This is a genomic window from Roseovarius sp. THAF8 (assembly GCF_009363735.1).
Taxonomy (GTDB): domain Bacteria; phylum Pseudomonadota; class Alphaproteobacteria; order Rhodobacterales; family Rhodobacteraceae; genus Roseovarius.
Map to the genome: position 1 here is coordinate 2,294,237 of NZ_CP045410.1, position 18,755 is coordinate 2,312,991.

Annotated in this window: 19 protein-coding genes; 10 read left to right on the forward strand and 9 right to left on the reverse strand. The window is 62.4% G+C overall.

The genetic code is table 11. The features are described from left to right. A complete protein-coding gene (locus FIU85_RS11240) occupies positions 1-1,611 on the forward strand; it encodes an ABC transporter ATP-binding protein (protein ID WP_152496953.1) in 1,611 nt (536 codons plus the stop codon). A gap of 7 nt (positions 1,612-1,618) precedes the next feature. Beyond that, the gene (locus FIU85_RS11245; protein ID WP_152496954.1) at positions 1,619-1,987 is read left to right on the forward strand and encodes a hypothetical protein; all 369 of its coding nucleotides are present in this window, start codon (positions 1,619-1,621) and stop codon (positions 1,985-1,987) included. Positions 1,988-2,124: 137 nt separating this feature from the next. Here the strand turns inward: FIU85_RS11245 and FIU85_RS11250 are convergent, their stop codons facing one another. After that, positions 2,125-4,104: an alpha/beta fold hydrolase gene (locus FIU85_RS11250; RefSeq protein ID WP_172978869.1), complete on the reverse strand. Its 1,980-nt coding sequence runs from the start codon at positions 4,102-4,104 to the stop codon at positions 2,125-2,127. A gap of 303 nt (positions 4,105-4,407) precedes the next feature. On the opposite strand from FIU85_RS11250, the gene FIU85_RS11255 reads away from it, so the two are divergent. From FIU85_RS11255 to FIU85_RS11280, 6 genes are all read left to right on the forward strand, one after another. Then, positions 4,408-5,019: a ribonuclease D gene (locus FIU85_RS11255; protein WP_152498231.1), complete on the forward strand. Its 612-nt coding sequence runs from the start codon at positions 4,408-4,410 to the stop codon at positions 5,017-5,019. A 2-nt stretch (positions 5,020-5,021) separates the two neighbouring features. Further along, the gene (gene lptC, locus FIU85_RS11260; RefSeq protein WP_152494312.1) at positions 5,022-5,645 is read left to right on the forward strand and encodes an LPS export ABC transporter periplasmic protein LptC; all 624 of its coding nucleotides are present in this window, start codon (positions 5,022-5,024) and stop codon (positions 5,643-5,645) included. A 32-nt stretch (positions 5,646-5,677) separates the two neighbouring features. Further along, a complete protein-coding gene (gene lptA / locus FIU85_RS11265) occupies positions 5,678-6,139 on the forward strand; it encodes a lipopolysaccharide transport periplasmic protein LptA (RefSeq protein ID WP_254703054.1) in 462 nt (153 codons plus the stop codon). Continuing rightward, entirely contained in the window at positions 6,139-6,897 is a 759-nt protein-coding gene (lptB, locus tag FIU85_RS11270) for an LPS export ABC transporter ATP-binding protein (protein WP_152494310.1), read from the forward strand. Before lptA ends, lptB begins: the two co-directional genes overlap by 1 nt. Before the next feature lie 228 nt (positions 6,898-7,125). After that, positions 7,126-7,689, forward strand: a complete 564-nt coding sequence (raiA, locus tag FIU85_RS11275) for a ribosome-associated translation inhibitor RaiA (RefSeq protein ID WP_152496957.1) — start codon at positions 7,126-7,128, stop codon at positions 7,687-7,689. A 48-nt stretch (positions 7,690-7,737) separates the two neighbouring features. Next, positions 7,738-8,202, forward strand: a complete 465-nt coding sequence (locus FIU85_RS11280) for a PTS sugar transporter subunit IIA (protein ID WP_152494308.1) — start codon at positions 7,738-7,740, stop codon at positions 8,200-8,202. Here FIU85_RS11280 and FIU85_RS11285 read toward each other — a convergent pair. The 8 genes from FIU85_RS11285 to cysQ all read right to left on the reverse strand — a co-directional run bounded on the left by FIU85_RS11285 (position 8,190) and on the right by cysQ (position 17,184). After that, complete coding sequence (locus tag FIU85_RS11285; protein ID WP_152496958.1) at positions 8,190-9,620, reverse strand: sulfotransferase family 2 domain-containing protein; 1,431 nt, start codon at positions 9,618-9,620, stop codon at positions 8,190-8,192. The two genes, FIU85_RS11280 and FIU85_RS11285, sit on opposite strands and share 13 nt — an antisense overlap. Then, entirely contained in the window at positions 9,621-11,321 is a 1,701-nt protein-coding gene (locus FIU85_RS11290) for a beta-1,6-N-acetylglucosaminyltransferase (RefSeq protein ID WP_152496959.1), read from the reverse strand. It abuts the gene before it with no gap. Between the two features lie 13 nt (positions 11,322-11,334). Beyond that, entirely contained in the window at positions 11,335-12,321 is a 987-nt protein-coding gene (locus FIU85_RS11295; RefSeq protein WP_152494621.1) for a glycosyltransferase family 2 protein, read from the reverse strand. Between the two features lie 184 nt (positions 12,322-12,505). Further along, positions 12,506-13,528 carry a glycosyltransferase family 2 protein gene (locus tag FIU85_RS11300; RefSeq protein ID WP_152496960.1) on the reverse strand — a complete coding sequence of 341 codons (1,023 nt, stop codon included), beginning with the start codon at positions 13,526-13,528 and terminating at the stop codon, positions 12,506-12,508. A gap of 39 nt (positions 13,529-13,567) precedes the next feature. After that, the gene (gene galE, locus FIU85_RS11305) at positions 13,568-14,551 is read right to left on the reverse strand and encodes a UDP-glucose 4-epimerase GalE (protein WP_152496961.1); all 984 of its coding nucleotides are present in this window, start codon (positions 14,549-14,551) and stop codon (positions 13,568-13,570) included. Between the two features lie 16 nt (positions 14,552-14,567). Continuing rightward, entirely contained in the window at positions 14,568-15,467 is a 900-nt protein-coding gene (locus FIU85_RS11310) for a UTP--glucose-1-phosphate uridylyltransferase (protein ID WP_152494303.1), read from the reverse strand. Between the two features lie 119 nt (positions 15,468-15,586). Continuing rightward, entirely contained in the window at positions 15,587-16,387 is an 801-nt protein-coding gene (locus FIU85_RS11315; RefSeq protein WP_152496962.1) for a 3-deoxy-manno-octulosonate cytidylyltransferase, read from the reverse strand. Next, complete coding sequence (cysQ, locus tag FIU85_RS11320; protein WP_152496963.1) at positions 16,387-17,184, reverse strand: 3'(2'),5'-bisphosphate nucleotidase CysQ; 798 nt, start codon at positions 17,182-17,184, stop codon at positions 16,387-16,389. The genes FIU85_RS11315 and cysQ overlap by 1 nt, the downstream gene beginning before the upstream one ends. 138 nt (positions 17,185-17,322) lie before the next feature. Between cysQ and FIU85_RS11325 the strand changes: the two genes are divergently transcribed. Then, entirely contained in the window at positions 17,323-18,144 is an 822-nt protein-coding gene (locus FIU85_RS11325; RefSeq protein WP_152494300.1) for an ABC transporter permease, read from the forward strand. After that, entirely contained in the window at positions 18,141-18,755 is a 615-nt protein-coding gene (locus FIU85_RS11330; RefSeq protein ID WP_152496964.1) for an SH3 domain-containing protein, read from the forward strand. The genes FIU85_RS11325 and FIU85_RS11330 overlap by 4 nt, the downstream gene beginning before the upstream one ends.

Genomic DNA, 18,755 nt, shown 5'->3' on the forward strand with positions numbered 1-18,755 from the left:
ATGGAGACCGTTCTGTCGATCCGCGAGCTGGCGATATCCCTGCCGCCCGGCGCGGACCGGGACTATGCAGTTCAGAACGTGGACTTCGACCTGAAGTCCAGCGAAATCCTCTGTGTGGTCGGCGAATCCGGGTCGGGCAAGTCCATGACCGCCAACGCACTCATGGGCCTGCTGCCCGATCAGGTTGAGATCGCCCAAGGCTCTGCCGAATTTGCAGGACGCGACCTTCTGGCAATACCGGACAACGAAAGGCGCAAACTCCGTGGAGACCGGATCGGCATGATCTTCCAGGAGCCGATGACGGCACTCAACCCGTTGATGCGCATCGGCGACCAGATCACCGAGGTCTTCGAGGCGCATAACCGCCACAGCCCGCCCGAACGGCGCGCCAAGGCGCTGGACCTGGTCCGCGAGGTTGGTCTGCCCGACCCCGAAAAGATCATCCGCGCCTATCCGTTCCAGTTGTCGGGTGGGCAACGGCAACGTGCGATGATCGCCATGGCGTTGGCTCTTGATCCGGCGATCCTGATTGCCGACGAACCGACAACCGCTCTGGACGTCACCACGCAGGCCAAGATCCTCGACCTTATCAAGACCATCCAGTCCCGGCACGGCATGGCGGTGATGTTCATCACCCATGATTTCGGCGTGGTCGCGGAAATCGCCGACCGGGTGATCGTCATGCGCTATGGCGAGATCGTCGAGCAAGGCGCGGCGCGCGAGGTTCTGGCCAATCCGCAACACGCCTATACCAAGGCCCTGCTAGAGGCGATCCCGTCCGATCACGTCCCGACGCCGGAGCCTGTACGCGCGCAGCCGGTGCTAGAGGTCCGCAACCTGTGCAAGACCTTTGTCACCTCGGGCGGGCTTTTCAAAGCCTCCCGCAGCGTGACCGCAATCGACGATGTCTCTTTCACCATCGCACGCGGCGAGGTCTTGGGGATCGTCGGAGAGTCCGGCTCGGGCAAGTCCACCGTGGGCCGTGCAATCGTCCGGCTGGTGGAGTCCGACAGCGGGGAAGTCATCCTTGACGGCCAAGACATGAACAGCCTCACCGCTCAGGAGCTACGCCGCGCCCGCTGCCGGGTTCAAATGATTTTTCAGGATCCTTACGCGTCACTTAATCCGCGCAAGAAGATCCTCCATGCGCTCTCCGAAGGCCCCATCGTGCAAGGCGTGTCCAAAGAGAAAGCCCATGCCCGCGCACGTGAACTGCTGGAAATCGTCGAGTTGGATGCAGGCGCCGCCGATCGCTTCCCACACGAGTTTTCCGGCGGACAGCGACAGCGCATCGGGATTGCACGGGCCTTGGCGATGGATCCAGATCTTATCATTGCGGACGAGGCGGTTTCGGCGCTTGACGTATCCATCCAGGCCCAAGTGCTGGACCTTTTGCGGGACCTGCAAAGCCGACTGAATCTTTCGCTCATGTTCATCACTCACGACATGCGCGTGGCGGCTCAACTTTGCGATCGGGTGGCCGTGATGCAAAAGGGCAAGCTGGTGGAGATCGGGCCGGTGGCCGAGGTGTTTCTCGATCCCAAAGAGGACTATACGCGCAGCCTTCTGGCGGCCGTGCCCGGCACGACATGGGATCGACAATTGGCATGAGCGATCCTTGGACGAGGATCAATCCGGATCGCAGCGTCTTCCAAAGCAGCAGGGTTTCGAGATACAAGGCTCGACACTTCGGCGCCACGTTCATAAACGCCTTGGCAATATTCTAAGCGGTGGCGACTTGAATGAAAGGACCGTGCTGCGCAGGCGGTCCTTGGCTGACGTCTACACCTTCGGACAGTGCGGCGAAGCAGTTATCGAAACCGGATTCTCGAGTTTACTCGAGTTTGCCTATGGCAACGACAACGGGCCAATTGCAACTGGCGCATTTTTGACGAAGGTTGATGAAAGTCTGTCCCTGGCACGCAAATCATATCCACCAAGGTTAGAGGATACGCCGAGGCAAAGGACGACTTATCCGGGCATTTAATTTCATAATTACAATGAGGTAAGCACTCCCAGCGGTCACAGAGAGACACGCGTGAGCATGAAGGCGATGCCCTTCAGTGGCACCACTTTCCTGGATACATCTCAGTCCTCTCTACAAGGGTTCGTCGCCTTCGGGGTTTACTGTGCCGTGTCGACCCAAGGTGCGATATGGAACGCTGGAACCGCCGTCGCCTCTACGCAGGAATTGTCGAGTGTGCGTGAAGGCTCATTGACGAAGGCCACGGTCATGTCCCCGACGCAATCGACATAAGCCAGCGCGCCGTGACCGGCCTCGGCAATGAAGAAGTGCTGCGCGTTGCTCAGCCCGCGCGTGGCCTCCTTTGCCCAGCTCGCAGCAGTCTGCGTGTCCCATCCCGACCCGATTGAAACCGTGGGAATATCGCTTTCCACCACCTCGTGCCAATTGTCGCGCGGCGCCGGCGTGAACGCCTTGCAAGCCGTGTAGACGCCCATGGCCGGGCCATCGAAAAAAGCCGTCACGTCATAGGGCTGTTCCGCGACCGTCTGCCGGTAACCTTCCATCGTGTTGTACGGCACATCCTCCTGGCATGCGTAGAGCATCAGGTCGATGGAGTTCTGCTGAAACTCCAACGTGTGAGACTGCACCGATTGCGCAGCGTCGGCATAGACGGCGGCGACTTCGTCGTCGGTCATCGCCTCCACGATGGCCAGCAGGCGCGCAAGGTGTGGCCCCTCGAAATGCGTTTCGACAAACTCCGACAACCTGGCGCGCGTGGGTTCGCCCAACTGCAGCGCCGAGTATCCTTCCAGTGTCGCGCGGGCGGCATCCGAGGTGACGATCGTGTCGGGCACGGCGGCCGACATTTCGGCATCGAACAATCCCGGCATCGGGCCAAGCACGCGGTCACGGCGCAACTGACGGCGCAGGTCAGCCACGGCGATCCCGAGCGCCGCTGTGGCATCCTCGATGATCTCGGCATCTCCCAGCGCCATCTGCAGAAGATGCAGCTGCTGCTCGGTCAGGTCCTCCCGCCGTGCCGCAAGAACCGCCTCCGCATCCGGCTGCGGCACCGAGAAATTCCAGTCCTTCACGACCATCTCGATGGTCGGCGTGTCTTCTCCCCGGTGCAATTCGTACACCATCGCGGGGATATACGGCGTGAGCGAGCCGAGGTTGAACCGATCGTTGCGCTGCGAAAAGAAGCTGAGCACCAGTTGCGGCGGAATGGTCGCGCCGTCGACCACCAGGTCCTCCGCCGTCGACCGCGCGATGACGTCGCGCAGCACCTCGTCCAGATCAGGATAGGCGGTGTCACAGGCCGTGTCCGCGGCGCAATCCTCGACCAGCCGCTGCATCGATTCCGCCAGAGGCAGGGTCAGCGTGTCATAAAGCCTGACCCACGGGGGCGCGACGCCGTCGATCACGGCTGACCGGACACCCTCGGGCGCAGTGCGCAACACCTCCAGCGTCAGCTTGGTACCGTAGGAAATGCCGTAAAGGTTCCATTCCTCGTAGCCCAGCGCGGTCAGGATCATCGGCACGTCCAGCGCGTTCTGCCGCGTGTTGTATTTCGAAAGATCCGTGCCGTCCGCTTCGATCTCGGACAGGCAATCCTTCAGGAACTGGCTGACCACGGGGTTTCCCTCCGGGTCCGCTTCCAGCGCGCCGGTCTCCTCGGTCATGACCTGGCTGACATTCTGCGCAATCTGCTCGTTGCAGACCACGCTGCCCGAAGAGATGCCCGCGGCCCGCTGATCGAAGATGATCACGTCGCGATTGGCACGAAACGGCGCAAAGGCGTCCGCCATGAAGCTCAGACCGCTGTTCAGGTTACCGATCCCCGGCCCGCCATGCAGGTAAACCAGCGGGTCCGGGGCCGGATAGGTCGTCTCGGATCGCAGGATCGCAAAGGCGAGGTCGACACTTTGCCCGTTCTGCGGCGCGTCGTGATCCTCCGGCACGGTGACCGTTCCGCAAAGGATCGTCTCGCCGACGATTTCCGACATCGCCATCGGGTCGCGACAAGACACGATCTCGACGGGGGCGCCTTCGCCCCGAGCCAACAGGGTCTCAAAATACCTCCCGTCCGGCTCGGGCGCCGTCAGGGCCATCAGCAGTGTGATGATATCTTTCATCGTGAACCTCGCCTGAATGAATTGCGGGCAGAAAACGCCCCGGTTCATCGTTACAAATACACATGTCGAAAACTTGTAATTCCGGCGACTGTCACATCGGACCAAAGGCAACGGACTGCAGGTGACTCACGCCAGGGCAACGCCACGGCTTGACGGTGCAAGACCACACTACCACGTATGTCGTGATCGGTCCAAAGACGGGCCACGCGATTGCTTTTCGTTGAGCGTCCGCATCTTTTCGCTTAAGCAGGCGCACATCGCGCGGCAGCGCCCTATATGAGTTCGAAAACAAGCGGGCGGATCATGGCCAATCACTTCTACAAATCGGACCTCCCGGACGACCTCGATCTTGGGTCCGTCGTCGCCATCGACTGTGAAACGATGGGGCTCAACCCCCATCGAGACAGGCTCTGCGTGGTGCAGCTGTCGGGCGGCGACGGCGACGCGCATATCGTTCAGGTGATGCAGGGCCAGACCAGCGCGCCCAACCTCGAACGTCTGCTGACCGATCCCGGCGTCCTGAAGCTGTTCCATTTCGGCCGCTTCGACATCGCCGCGATGTTCAACGCCTTCGGGGCGCTGGCCGCGCCTGTCTACTGCACCAAGATCGCCAGCAAGCTGATCCGCACCTATACCGACCGGCACGGGCTGAAATACCTGCTTCAGGAACTGCTGGGCGTCGATATTTCCAAGCAACAGCAATCGTCGGACTGGGGCGCGCCCGAACTGAGCGACGCGCAGCTGGACTATGCCGCCTCTGACGTTCTTTACCTGCACCGGCTGCGCTCGGAACTGGACGCCAGGCTGGCCCGCGAGGGCCGCACCGAGCTGGCCCAAAGCTGTTTCGACTTTCTGCCGACGCGGGCCCGGCTGGACCTGGCCGGCTGGCCCGAAACGGATATCTTTGCGCACTGACCATGGCAACGACCGACAACTTCTACTCGCGCCTGGTGGCCTGGATGAAGATCATCCTGCCGTTGGCCGCGCTTGGCCTGTTGTCCACGATCTTCCTGATTTCGCGCCATATCGACCCGACCAAATCCATCCCCATCGCCAATATCGACCTGGAGCAGCGCGCGCGCGACCAGGGCGCGACGAACGCGGCCTTTGCCGGCGTGACCAGCGGCGGGGACGAGGTGACGATCACCGCCGAAACCGCCCGCCCGGCGACGGACGATCCCCGCCTGATCAATGCCGAGGATGTCACCGCCGAGATGCGGTTGTTTTCCGGCGGCATGGTGACCGTCAGGTCCGATCGCGGCGACATGCACCAATCCGATCTGAACGCCTCGCTGATGGGCAACGTCCATATCGACACGACCACCGGCTACGAGATGACCACCGAGCGGCTGAACGCAAAGCTGGACGTGCTTTACGCCGAAACGCCCGGCCCCGTGTCGGGCACCGGCCCCGCCGGAGACCTGACCGCGGGGCGCATGGTCTTGTCCGAGGACGACGAAACCGGCGAGGCACATTTGGTTTTCACCGAAGGGGTGAAGCTGGTATATACTCCGCAGCCGTCCGAGGACCCAGATCAGTGACCCATTCGTTTCGCATTTTGATTGCAGTCATTTTGTTGTGCCAGCCACTCGCCGCCGCCGCCCAGGGCGCGCAGGTCGCCTTCGGCAACACCGCCCAGGACAGCAGCCTTCCGGTCGAGGTCACCGCCGACAATCTGGACGTGAACCAGCAGGACGGCACCGCGGTCTTTACCGGCAACGTTCTGATCGGACAGGGCGAGATGCGCCTGTCCGCGCCCCGCGTTCTGGTGGTCTACAAGAGCGATCAAAGCGGCATCGAAGAGCTTCAGGCGACCGGCGGCGTCACCCTTGTCAGCGGCGAGGATGCGGCCGAGGCGTCGCGCGCCGATTACAACGTCGACACCGGCCTGATCGAGATGGAGGGCGACGTGCTCCTCGTTCAGGGTATCAACGCACTGAGCGGTGACAAGATGTTCGTCGACACGCGGGCCGGCACCGCCCGTGTCACGGGCCGCGTCAAGACGATCCTGCAACCCGAGGACGGGAACGAGTGATGGCCCGGCCCGAGTTGCATATCGCCCACGAAAGCACCGGCCTGTCGGTCGAGAACCTGCGCAAGAGCTACAAGAAGCGCGTCGTCATCCGCGATGTCACCCTCTCCCTGCGCCAGGGCGAGGTCGTGGCGCTTCTCGGCCCGAACGGGTCGGGCAAGACGACGACCTTCTACGCCATCGCCGGGCTGATCCATCCCGAGGGCGGGCATGTGCGGATCGACGGGCGCGACGTGACCAACCTGCCGATGTATCGCCGCGCCAAGCTGGGCGTCGGCTACCTGCCGCAGGAAATGTCGATCTTTCGCGGCATGTCAGTCGAGGACAACATCATGGCGATCCTCGACATCTCGAAGGACAGCCGCCACAAGCGCCGCGAGCGGCTCGAGGAATTGCTGTCGGAATTCTCCATCGAGCACCTGCGCCGCGCCCCCGCGCTGGCCCTGTCGGGCGGTGAGCGGCGCCGGGTGGAGATTGCCCGTTGCCTTGCCGCCCAGCCCAAGTACCTGCTGCTGGACGAACCCTTTGCCGGGGTCGATCCGATCTCGGTCGGCGATATCCGCCACCTGGTCGCCGACCTCAAGAAGCGCGGCATCGGCGTACTGATCACCGACCACAACGTGCGCGAAACGCTCGAAATCGTGGACCGTGCCTATATCCTGCATGACGGCAAGGTCCTGATGTCGGGCACCCCGTCCGAGGTCGTGTCGAACGAAAACGTCCGCCGCGTCTACCTCGGCGAAAATTTTCGTATATCCTGAGCGATCTTGCGCCGGGCCCTCACGCAATCTCCATTGACAAGATGCCCATATCGCGGATCAAATGAGGTATGACGCTTTCGGTTTTTGCACTGTTCGAGCCGTGCGACCCATCCTTTGGGCCGGGCCCGGGCACACAGAAAACGTCATTACATCCCTCACGGATTTGACCTGGATCAGCGCGTCTCATCGCGCCACAGGCCATTTCTGTCCGCATGTTGGAGGTTCTGAATGCGCTATCAAATCAGTGGAAAACAAATCGATGTCGGCCAGGCTTTGCAGACTCATGTCGAGAACGAGTTGAACTCCATTGTGGAAAAATACGCCGAACGGCCGACGGACGCGCACGTGATCTTTTCCAAGAGTGCGAGCGAATTCGTCTGCGAGGCAACGGTCCACCTGTCCACCGGGCTGACCGCCCAGGCCAAGGCCCACGCGCATGAGATCTACGCCGCGTTCGACGATTGCAGCGAGAAACTGGAAAAGCAGTTGCGCCGCTACAAGCGCCGTTTGAAGGACCATCATCGCGACCGGGCGGAACCTATTGAACTTTCTCAGGCTTCCGCCTATATCCTCGCCTCCGAAGCCGATGGGGGAGAATCGGAACCCGAAAGCCTGCAGCCGGTTATCGTTGCAGAGATGGAGCATCATATTCCCTCTCTGTCGGTCGGCGAGGCGGTCATGCAGATGGAACTTGCCGGCGCCCCGGTGCTCGTGTTCCGGAATGAAGGAAAAGATGGGGTCAACGTCGTTTATCGCCGCGATGACGGCAATATCGGATGGATCGACCCGTAAACGATCGAGCTAGCAAGGCGGAACCGGCCGCCGATGGAGCATAACTGAATGCAGTTCACTCAGATTTTGCGGCCTGACGCGGTCCGGGTCTATTCCTCCGTGTCCAGCAAAAAGCGCCTTCTGCACGAGCTTGGCAGCATTGCCGAGTCCGTCTACGGCCTCGATCCGCAAAAAGTGGTGGACGCCCTGATCGAGCGCGAAAACCTCGGACCCACAGGCGTGGGGCATGGCGTGGCCTTGCCCCATGCGCGTCTGGCGGGCATCGACTCGGTCGTGGGTGCGCTGGTGCTGCTGGACACGCCGATTGACTTCAACTCGGTCGACCGCCAGCCGGTCGATCTGGCCTTTGCCCTGTTCGCGCCCGAAGATGCCGGCGTGGAACATCTCAAGGCGCTGGCGCTTGTCTCGCGCACCCTGCGCGATCCGGCGATCTGCGCCAAGCTGCGAGCCAATGACGATCCCGCGACGCTGCACACGATTATCACCGAGGCACAGTCGGTTCAGGCGGCGTAAGCCCGAAACCCGAACATCATGTAGTCGCGCTGGTAGATGTCACTGACCAGCGTCTCGATCTCTTCGTCGTAAATTTCGTCGATCGAAAAGGGCTGATCGGGCACAGATGTTGCCGGGCGCGCGGCCGCGTCATAGCCCACCGATGCCGCAAGCCGCGGAAGCGCCTCGGCCAGTTCCTCCTCGCGCAGCACGAGATCCGGCAGGCTGAACTGCGCCATGCCCTGCATGATCGCCGATTGCGTGGCCCAGTGCGCGTCCACACGGATATTCGTCTGTCCGGCAAGGTTCGCTTTCAGAAACTCCAGGAACGCCGCAAAGGCCTGCTTGTGCGCCTCCCGGTCATAGCCCTCGTCCGGCATCCTGCCCGGCAGCGGCAGCTTGTGGAAATTGCGCAAAGTCTTTCGGATGTCCGCAAGACATCCCGGCCCGGTTTGCAGGATCTTGTCGCAGAACGCCGCATGGGCCCGCGCCACGGGATGCCGCACCACGGTAAAGCCGCGATGCCCCGGATGACGCCGCTTCCACTGGCGCAGGTCCTTCTGGTTCAGCTTGGTCGGCAGGTCGTCCGCCGCCACGCTATCCAGCCCCGCCAGCCAGTCGCACACCGCCGCCTCGGGTCCCGACCGGATCGGCATGTACAGCAGCGCCGCATGGGCCCCGGTCACGAAGCCCGGCACCGCCGGCCCCCGGCGCGGCTCGAAATTGGGCGTCCGGGTCAGGTTGAACGGATCGAGCCCGGCAAAGGCTTGCTCCATATCCTTGAAGTTGGACACCTTGTCTTCAAGTCCGCTGGGATTCTGTTTTTTCAACGAGCCGTCCAGCGCCTCCAGCCGTTCGTCGCAGCCCAGGAACTTCGCCAGACCGTTCAGAACGTCGAGGTTCTGCAGATCCTCGTAGGCGATGTAGAACGCTGCCTGTCCCGACGCTTGCAGCCGGTTCAGCAGGAACACCTGAAATTCCTGCAGCTTGGTCACATGCGTCTCGAACTCGGCCTTGTCGAAGCGAACCTGGCTGTCCTTGCGCCGCTTCACGTTGGTCAGCTTCCACTGGCCCGTGGCCTGGGCGATCTTCCAGCTGACATAGCTGTCCAGCGGGTTGCGCGTCAGGATGATCTTGGCGCAGCGCGGATCGTCCAGCATCACGTCAAGGATGCGCGGGTCATGATCGTGAAAGTACCGGAAACCGCCCATCTTGCCCGGCACGTCCCGCACCGCCTTGATCAACTGCATCGGGTCGGCATCGCGCGTATGCTGCGCCACGCCGGCGATCTCGTCGCGGTTGGGATAGCCGATGAAATGCGGGTTGAACGCCTCGCCGAAACACTCGAAGCTTTCGAACGCGTTCAGGTTCGCCTCGAGAAAGTTGGACCCGGTGCGCATCTCGGCAAACACCGCGAAATAGTCGAATTGACCTGCCATCTATCGCACCAGATAGGGTTTGCGTTGTTGAGCCTGCGGCTCGCGCAGGCGGTGCTCGACCGGAAAATCGCCCATCAGGTAGGGATGCATCCCCTGGTTCTTGAGGTTCTGCAAAAACTGCCCGAACCCGGTCAGGTCGGCCATCTTCGGCACCTCGGCCAGGCCATGCACGCTTTGCTTTCCGATCTCGTCGATGATTGTTTGCAAGGGCTCCATCGGCGCCTCGATGAACTCCGCCATGGTCCAGATCCGCACCCGCGCCTTGCCCCATTGCGAGCGCAGCACATCCAGGTGCTTGCTTTCGATCTGCTGCAGCAGCGCGGCCTCCTGCCGGATGTCGGCGAAGTTCATGTTCGACTTGAACAGCGGCACCGCCCACGCGCCCGAAATGACCGAGATCTGCGCGTTCTGGTCCTTGGCCAGCGGCCACTCGATCTTCTTGATGTGGTCGCGCGGACCGACCTGGAAACACTGCCGCTCGCCACGCGTGTTCCAGATCAGGCTCGCCAGGAACGCCTGCGGATTGTAATCGCGCAGCTTCGCACTGTCGCTCAGCGCGCCGTTCATCACCGTCTGGCCATCGGAAAACTCGGCCCGCTCGGGAGCAAAGAGATGCCCGTGCACCCGCGTGCCCGTGACCTTGGCCAACCAGGGCTCGAAATTCTCGAAAAGGTCGCTGAACCCCTCGAACACCGAGTATTGCGCGCAGGTCAGCCCGTTCTCGCGCCCCTCCACCGGAAACCGGCTCTGCATCAGCAGGCCGGGCCGCCCGCGCGTCCGACGTTCCACCGCCTTGGCAAAGATCCGGTCGATCTTGCCGGGGTTGGGCTCGGTCCGCTTCATCGCGCCCGCCGCATCGGTCAGGAACGCATTGTAAAGCCGGTTGGCAAAGGGCCAGATCTTGCGCGCCACGAAACAGTCCGACCGCCGCAAAAGCTGCAGGTGATCGTCGTAGAAGATGTGCGGCTTGCCCTGGTAATCGAACTTCGACAGGGTCAGCGACCGGCTCTCGATTTGCCTGGAATAGAGCCTTGCAAGCGTCTGGAAATAGCTTTCGTCCGGGATCCACACCCGCTTGAAATAGCTGTCATAGGTCGCCCGCTCGGGGTCCGTCAGGATCGCCGACAGGGTCTGGCGCGTCAGGCACCACCATTGGCTGCCCATATGCGGCACGATCCCGTTGGGAATGCGCCGCTTGTAGCCGATCTTACGTTGCAGGCGAACATAGGCGTCGAACAGCTTGCGGTGCCGCCGCCACGAAAACGGGAACCTCAGGGTGAACCGCTCGTGATCCAGGCCCCCGATGGTCCAGGGCACATCCGCCGTCGTGGCGCTTTCGATGAAATCGGTCTGCGGCCGATCCTCCAGGTAGTCGATCAGTTCCTGCACCGGCCGCAGCGGCAGGCACGAGCCGGACGCCAGGTAAACATGCCGCACGTCGGGAAAGCTCTTGAGCATGATCTCCGACGCCGCCTGCGTCGCCGCCACCAGCCCCCAGGTGCCCCACTCGCACCGATGCCGCCTGGCGAATTTCACCTGCTCGAGGTCGGACAGCGCCGCGACGAAATTCCTGTACGTCTCGCTGGGCACGTTGCGGTCTGCATGAATGACCAGCGGACAGCCCGCCGCGGCCCAATGGCGCGCCACCTGCTCGGCCCGGTCGAATGCCGTATGGACCAGCATTATGATGCCGACGCTCACCCTCTGCCCATCCTCATGCCCAGTTGCCCTTGGACATCAGCCCAAGAATTTCCAATTGTCGCCAGTTTATATATTTCTCCGACCATTTGCACCAAAGGTCGGGACTGTCCTGAAATTTCTCGGCATATGATCTGTATTCGACACTGCCGGCATAGTGTTGCCCGCGCTGCAACTCTTCCTCGGCCTTGGCGGTGAAGGTGTTGAGGAACTTCGCGTGCAGCAGGATGCCACTGGCCTTCTCTCCGCCCCACTCGTCATAGGTCAGGTTCAGACCCCGCGGCAAAAGCGTGTGCGTCGAACTGATATAGGTGTACCGCTTGTCCCACTTCACCAGCGGTGTCTTGTTCAGCGCCGGTGACTTCTTGGGCCTGTCGGCAAAGAACACCCGGCTGCGCGGCCCGCCCTGGATCCACAGGTTGCCGTATTTGCGGTTCTTCTCGATCACGTAGTTGCCCGGATCGAACCAGCCGGCAATTTCCAGCGGGTCCTGCCCCGGCAGGTACGACACCGAGTCGATCCGGCCCTTCGGGTACATGTCCAGCAGCATCGCGCCGAAGGATTTGACCTGGCTGGTGTCCAGCCAGTCGGTCAGCGCCCGAATGGGCCGCGTGTCGCAGAACGGGTAGATGAACAGCTCGTCCGGATCGACCACCAGCGTCCAGTGCCCATGGCCATATTTGCGCTGCAGCCAGTTCAGCCAATCGACCCCGAACTTCGAGCCCTTGTAGCTGGCCTTGGTGGTCCAGATCGACACGTCCTCCTGGTCGGCCATGAACTCGCGCCCGCCATCGGTGCTGTCATTGTCGACGATCAGGAAATGCGAAACCCCGAGGTTGCGGTAATATTGCAGAAAGAAGGGAAGGCGCACGAACTCGTCGCGCATGGTCGAGAACAGCAGGATGTCCCCGGGCCGGATCTTGCGCGTGCGGTCCACCACGGGCTTGAGCGAGAAATGCTTGCGAAACGCACGGATGCGATGCCGCTTCCGCCGCAGCCGCATCGCGTATGACTGCAAGATACTCACTACTCATATCCCTTTGGCCGCCGGCCAGACCAGCCGCCACCATACCCGGACTGCGTTAAAGCATTCTTTTCCAAAATGGTACACCGATGAAAACACCGGCTCCGTTCCCCTCGCTCCGGTATAAGCGACTGTTTACAAAACGCAAACAATTCCGAACTCATCAAATCCAGTTACCTTTCGACATCAGGCCCATCGCCTCCAGCTGCCGCCACCCGATCAGCCGCGTGGACTGCTCGCACCACAGGTCCGGGTTTTCGGTCAGCGCGTCGTAATAGCTGTCGTAAAGCGTGCTGTTGGCGAAATGCTCGGCCCGCGTCTTCTCTTCGGCCGAGCGGTCGACGATCGTGTTCAGGAACTTCGTGTGCAGCAGAATCCCGGACAGAAGCTCTCCACCCTGCTCGTCGTAGACCCGGTTCAGGCGCCGGGGCAACAGGGAATGCGCGCTGCTGACATAGGCGTAGCGGCGGTTCCACTTCACCAGGGGCATCTTGCCCATCGTCGGCGCCCGCTCTGGCCGTTCGGCAAAGAACCTGCGCGCCCGCACCCCGCCCTGGATCCACAGGTTGTGCAGGTCCGGTTTCTTCTGGAACATGTAGTTGCCGCCATCGAACCAGCACAGCCGCTCGAACGGATCGTCGCCCGCCGCGTAGGGATGCGCCGCCAGCGGGCCCTTGGGATACATGTCCAGCATCAGCGTGCCGAAAGACCGGCGGCCCGATTGCTCCAGCCGTTCGACCAGCGCGGGCAGGGGGCGGGTCTCGTGATGCGGATAGATCAGGATCTCGTCGGCATCTAGCGTCAGGCACCAGTGCCCGTGCCCGTGCTGCATCTGCAACCATGTCAGCCAGTCGACCCCGAAGCGCGACAGCTTGTAACTGGCCTTCGTCCGCCAAAGGGAAACGTCGTCTTGCGCCTGCAGGTAGTCGCGCGTGCCGTCGTCGCTGTCATTGTCCACGAACAGGAAATGCCGCACGCCCAGCGCGCGATGATGCGCCAGGAAAAACGGCAGGCGCACCGCCTCGTTGCGGACGGTCGAAAAGCACAGGATGTCCCCCGGCGCGATCCGGTCGGTGCGGTCCACCACCGGACGCAGCTGGCGTCGCTTGCGCAGCGCACGGAACAACAGGCGCCGGCGCTTCCACCGAAGCTTGTACGCCAGCCACGCCTCCGAAAGCACGCTCATCCGTCCTGCCTGACCATTCCTTCGACCTCAGGGTCGGCGTTATTTCTCGTAATGTCCAGTTTGATGCCACCGCCACGCATCGCGGATCATCTCGTCCAGCGTCGACCTTGACGGTGTCCAGCCCAGCTCGGACACCGCGCGTTCGGACCCCGACACCAGCTTGGTACAATCGCCGGGCCGCCGCAGCCCCTCGACGACGGGCACGTCCTTTTTGGTGATGCTGCGCGCGTGGTCGATCACCTCGCGCACCGAGAAACCGTCGCCGGTGCCCAGGTTGAAGACACGGCTTTGCTTGTCGTTTTCCAGCCATTTCAGCCCAAGAACATGCGCATCGACAAGATCGCAAACATGCACGTAGTCGCGGATGCAGGTCCCGTCGGGCGTGTCGTAATCCGTCCCGAAAATGGTCAGCGCATCGCGCTTGCCATCCACCGCATCCAGGATCAGCGGCACAAGATGCGTCTCCGGCTGGTGAAACTCGCCCACCTCCGCCTCCGGGTCCGCACCCGCCACGTTGAAATAGCGGAAAATCACGTGCCGCAGCCCGTGCGCCGCCTCGAAATCGCGCAGCATGTCCTCGATCGCGCGCTTCGACGCGCCGTAGGCGTTGATCGGCGCCTGGGGGCTGGACTCGTCCAGCACCACGTTGTCCTGGTCGCCATAGGTCGCGCAGGTCGATGAAAACACCAGGTTCAGGCACCCGGCCGCCACCGCCGCTTCCATCAGCACCAGCGACCCCGTGACATTGTTGTCCCAGTACCGGCCCGGCTCGCGCATGCTCTCGCCCACCTGGCTCAGCGCGCCGAAATGCAGCACGGCGGTCGGCTGATAGGCCGCGAACACGGAATCGAGCCGCGCCCGATCGCGCAGGTCCCCCTGCTCGAACGGGCCGAACCGGACCGCCTCGGCCCATCCGGTGCTCAGGTTGTCATAGGTTATCGGCGTATACCCGGCGGCCGCCAGCGCCTTGCAGGCGTGCGAACCGATATACCCGGCCCCTCCGGTGACAAGAATATTGGCCACGGGACGGGCTCCTTCCTTACTGCGCGGCCTTGGCCGGCTGAACCACGTCCGTCAGGTACTTCATCAGGTCGTCGCGCAACTCTGGCCGGTTCAGCGCGAAGGCCACCGTGGCCTGCAGGAACCCGGACTTCGAGCCGCAGTCGAAGCGCTCGCCCTCGAAGCGGAAGCCGAAGACCTCTTCGCCCTCGTCCCGGGCCGAGTCGATCGCATCGGTCAGTTGGATTTCTCCGCCCGCGCCGGTCTGCTTCTTGTTCAGCTTCTGCAGCACGGTCGGCGTCAGGATATATCGCCCGATCACCGCAAGGTTCGACGGCGCCTCGCCCGGGGCAGGCTTTTCGACCATGCCCTTGGTCGAGACCATCCGGCCCATGTCCTCCTTGACGTCCAGCACACCATAGGCCGAGGCCTTGTCCGGGGGCACTTCCATGGCGGCCACCATGTTGTTCTCGCCATCGGTTTCCTTGAACGCCTCGGCCATCTGCGCCAAGCACGATTTTTCCGCCGCGATCACGTCGTCGGGCAAGATCACCGCGAAGGGCTCGTTGCCGATCAGGCGCCGCGCGCACCACACCGCGTGGCCCAGGCCCAGCGCCTTGTTCTGGCGCGTATAGGCGATCTCGCCGCTGTCCATGTTGGTCGACTTCAGGATTTCCAGCAGCTCGTCCTTGCCCTTCTTGCGCAATTCCTGCTCAAGCTGCGGCGCGTTGTCGAAGTAATCCTCCAGCGCGCCCTTCCCGCGCGAGGTGATAAAGATGAACTCCTTGATCCCCGCCTCGCGCGCCTCGTCGATGGCGTATTGCACCAGCGGGCGGTCGACCAGGGTCATGATCTCCTTCGGCACCGACTTGGTCGCCGGCAGAAAGCGCGTGCCAAGCCCTGCGACGGGAAAGATAGCCTTTGTCAGTTTCTTGCGCATCAGAAGCTCCTTAACCGCGATCACTGCATTACGAGATAACTTGGCTCACGCCGCCGACCGGAACACAACGGGTCATATATGGCAGGCCGATGAAACCTCGTGCCTTCATCTCGTATTGCTCATGACATGTGCATCTCGCGCATCATGCCTTCTATTCTCTCAATATCTTCCGGGTTGTTGAGTTCCCAGAATTGCCGTCCGCGCGCCTCGACCTCGACGCACAGGATAGCGCGCCCGTTCTCGAGAAACCGCAACTGTTCCAGGCCTTCCAGCTGTTCCAGCGGACCTGCCGACCAGCCGCCGTAGGCGTACAACGCCTCCGGTCTGTAGGCATAGACGCCCACATGGTGAAAGACCGGGGTATTTGCCCCGTCGTCATATACTTCCGAAGTATAGGGAATGACTTCCTTGGAGAAGTAGAGCGCATGTCGAGATCGGCTGAAAACGGCCGTCGTCCCGCCGACACGCCCATTCGCCCGGTCCTGCAGAAACCCGTTGAGCGCACGACCATCGCAGCGCAGCACCGGGGTGGCCACGTCGGCCTGCGGGTCGCTGCGCATCCCGGCGACAAGATCCTCGACGAACCAGTGCGGCGTCAGCGGCGCATCGCCCTGCAGGTTCACCACGATCTCGTAATCCTCCCCGACGCTGCGCAGCGCCTCTGCGCAGCGCTCGGTTCCGTTGGCGCAGTCCGGCGACGTCATCACCACCTCCGCGCCAAAGGCGTGCGCCGCGTCCTCGATCCGTGCGTCATCCGTGGCCACGACCACCCGCGCGACGCCGGCCACGCTCTGCGCGGCACGCCAACTGCGCTCGATCAGGCTTTTCGAGGTCCCGTCGGCGCCGCGCAGCATCGCAAGCGGCTTGCCCGGAAAACGGCTCGAGGCGTATCGCGCCGGAATGACAATCAGGACACTCATCAGGCGGGCTTCAGCTCGACGCCGGGCGCGTGGCCGATGAAGAAGGGGTTGGCGAAGTCCTCCTTGCCATAGGTCAGCGGCGTCTGGTCATCGTACCGCACGACCCGACCGCCGGCCCCCGCCAGCACGGCGTGCCCGGCGGCGGTGTCCCATTCCATCGTCCGGCCCAGGCGCGGATAGATATCCGCCTCGCCGGTCGCGACCAGGCAGAATTTCAGCGAGGACCCGGCGCTTGTCATGTCCTTCACCGCATACTTGCCGATGTAATCGTCCGTGGCCTGATCCCGGTGGGACTTGCTGGCCACCACCATCAGCGCATCATTGTCGGGGTTCGACACGCCGATGTCGGTCAGCGCGCCCGACCTGTGGCGGGCAAACGGCCCGGTTTCCTCGACCGACGTGCCATCGGCTTGGGTAAAGAACATCCGGCCCTTGGCCGGCGCATAGACCACGCCACGCGTGGGCACGCCGTTCTCGACATAGGCGATGTTGACCGTAAAGTCGCCGCGGCGGTGGATGAATTCCTTCGTTCCGTCCAGCGGATCGACGATCAGGAACGTGTCGGCCCGCGCCCCGTGGGTGTCGGCCTGTTCCTCGGTGATCAGCGTCACATCGGGAAACGCCGCGCGCAGCCCGTCCGAGATGATCTTGTCCGCCGCCTCGTCCGCCGCCGTGACCGGGCTGTCGTCGGACTTCACCTTCACATCGAAATCGTCCGCGTCGTAGATCTCCATGATCCGATCGCCGGCTTCCAGCGCCAGGCGGCGCATCACCGTGACAAGTTTGTCGTAATCCAAACCCTGCTCCAATTCTTTTTCACAGTCCGCAAAGGCGTTTGTTGCGGGAATGTTGCGCGCCCCTTATGCTGCGTCACTAACGGAACGGCAAGAATTCCGTGTGAGATTTCAGCAAAAGGCAGCCGGTCCAGACAGGTCATGTTTCAGAACACGCGCAAGAAATCCCTGCTGTCGTCCATCGTGACGATCTGCGAGCTGATCTACCACACCACCGTCCGGGATGTGCGCAGCACGCATGGCAACGCCTTCATGGCGCTGTTCGTCAATATCAGCACGGCGATCATCTTCGTCCTCGCCTTCTATTTCATGTTCACGGTGCTGGGCCTGCGGGGCGCCAAGCTGCGCGGCGATTTCATGCTCTACATGATGTCCGGCGTGTTCCTTTATCTCACCCACATCAAATCGCTTGGTGCGGTCGCCGGGGCGGCCGGGCCATCGTCGCCGATGATGCAGCACGCGCCGATGAACACGGTGATCTCCATCACGTCCGCCGCACTGGGTGCCCTTTACATCCAGGTGCTGTCCGCCCTGGTGATCCTGTTCGTATATCACACCGCCTTTCAGCGGATCGAGATCGACGATCCGATCGGCGCCCTGGGGATGCTTCTTCTGGCGTGGTTCACAGGCTGCGGCGTCGGCCTGCTGATCATGGCGGCGAAACCCTGGTTTCCGACCGCCGTGAACCTGGTCCAGGTCGTCTACACCCGCGCCAACATGATTGCGTCGGGCAAGCTTTTCGTCGCCAACACGCTGCCCGGCTACATGCTGGCCATGTTCGACTGGAACCCGCTGTTTCACGCCATCGACCAGTGTCGCGGTTACGTGTTCGCCAACTATTTCCCGCACAACACCAACGCCCAGTATGCCCTGATCGTCGGCTGTGTCCTGCTTGTTCTCGGCCTGCTGGCAGAGTTCTACACGCGTCAGTTCGCCTCCAGCAGCTGGTACGCCCGCCGATGAAAGCAGTCCTGTCAGCCTGTCTTCTGTCGCTCTGGGCCAGCCTTGCCCACGCGCAGGCCGTGCCCGCCTTCTACGACGTATCCGGCGTGGCGCCTGACGACGTCCTGAACGTGCGCGCCGCGCCCGGCGTCGGCAATTCCATCGTCGCCAAGCTAGACTCCGGCGCCACCTACATCGAGGTCGTGGGTTTCGACGACAGCCGCGAGTGGGCGCGCATCAATGTCGAGGAACAGTCGGGCTGGGTCGCCGCGCGTTTCCTCACGCGCCGCGCCGGTCAGCCCGACGATGAACTGCCCCGCCCCCTTGTCTGCACCGGCACCGAACCGTTCTGGTCGCTCGAAGTCGCGCGCACCGCAAGCGCCACTCTCGACCGCATGGACGAAGACCCGGTCTCGGTTTCCACGCTCAATCCGGTCACGTCGGAGAACCGGACGGACCGCTACGCCATATTCGGCCAGTCGCAGACCCAAGAAGTCTTCACCTTCATGTTCCAGCGCGATGCCTGCACCGACGGCATGTCCGACCGCTACTATGGCATGAGCGTGGACCTCTTCGTGACCGAGGAATCAGGCGTCACCTACCTGACCGGCTGCTGCAACCTGTCGCGCTAG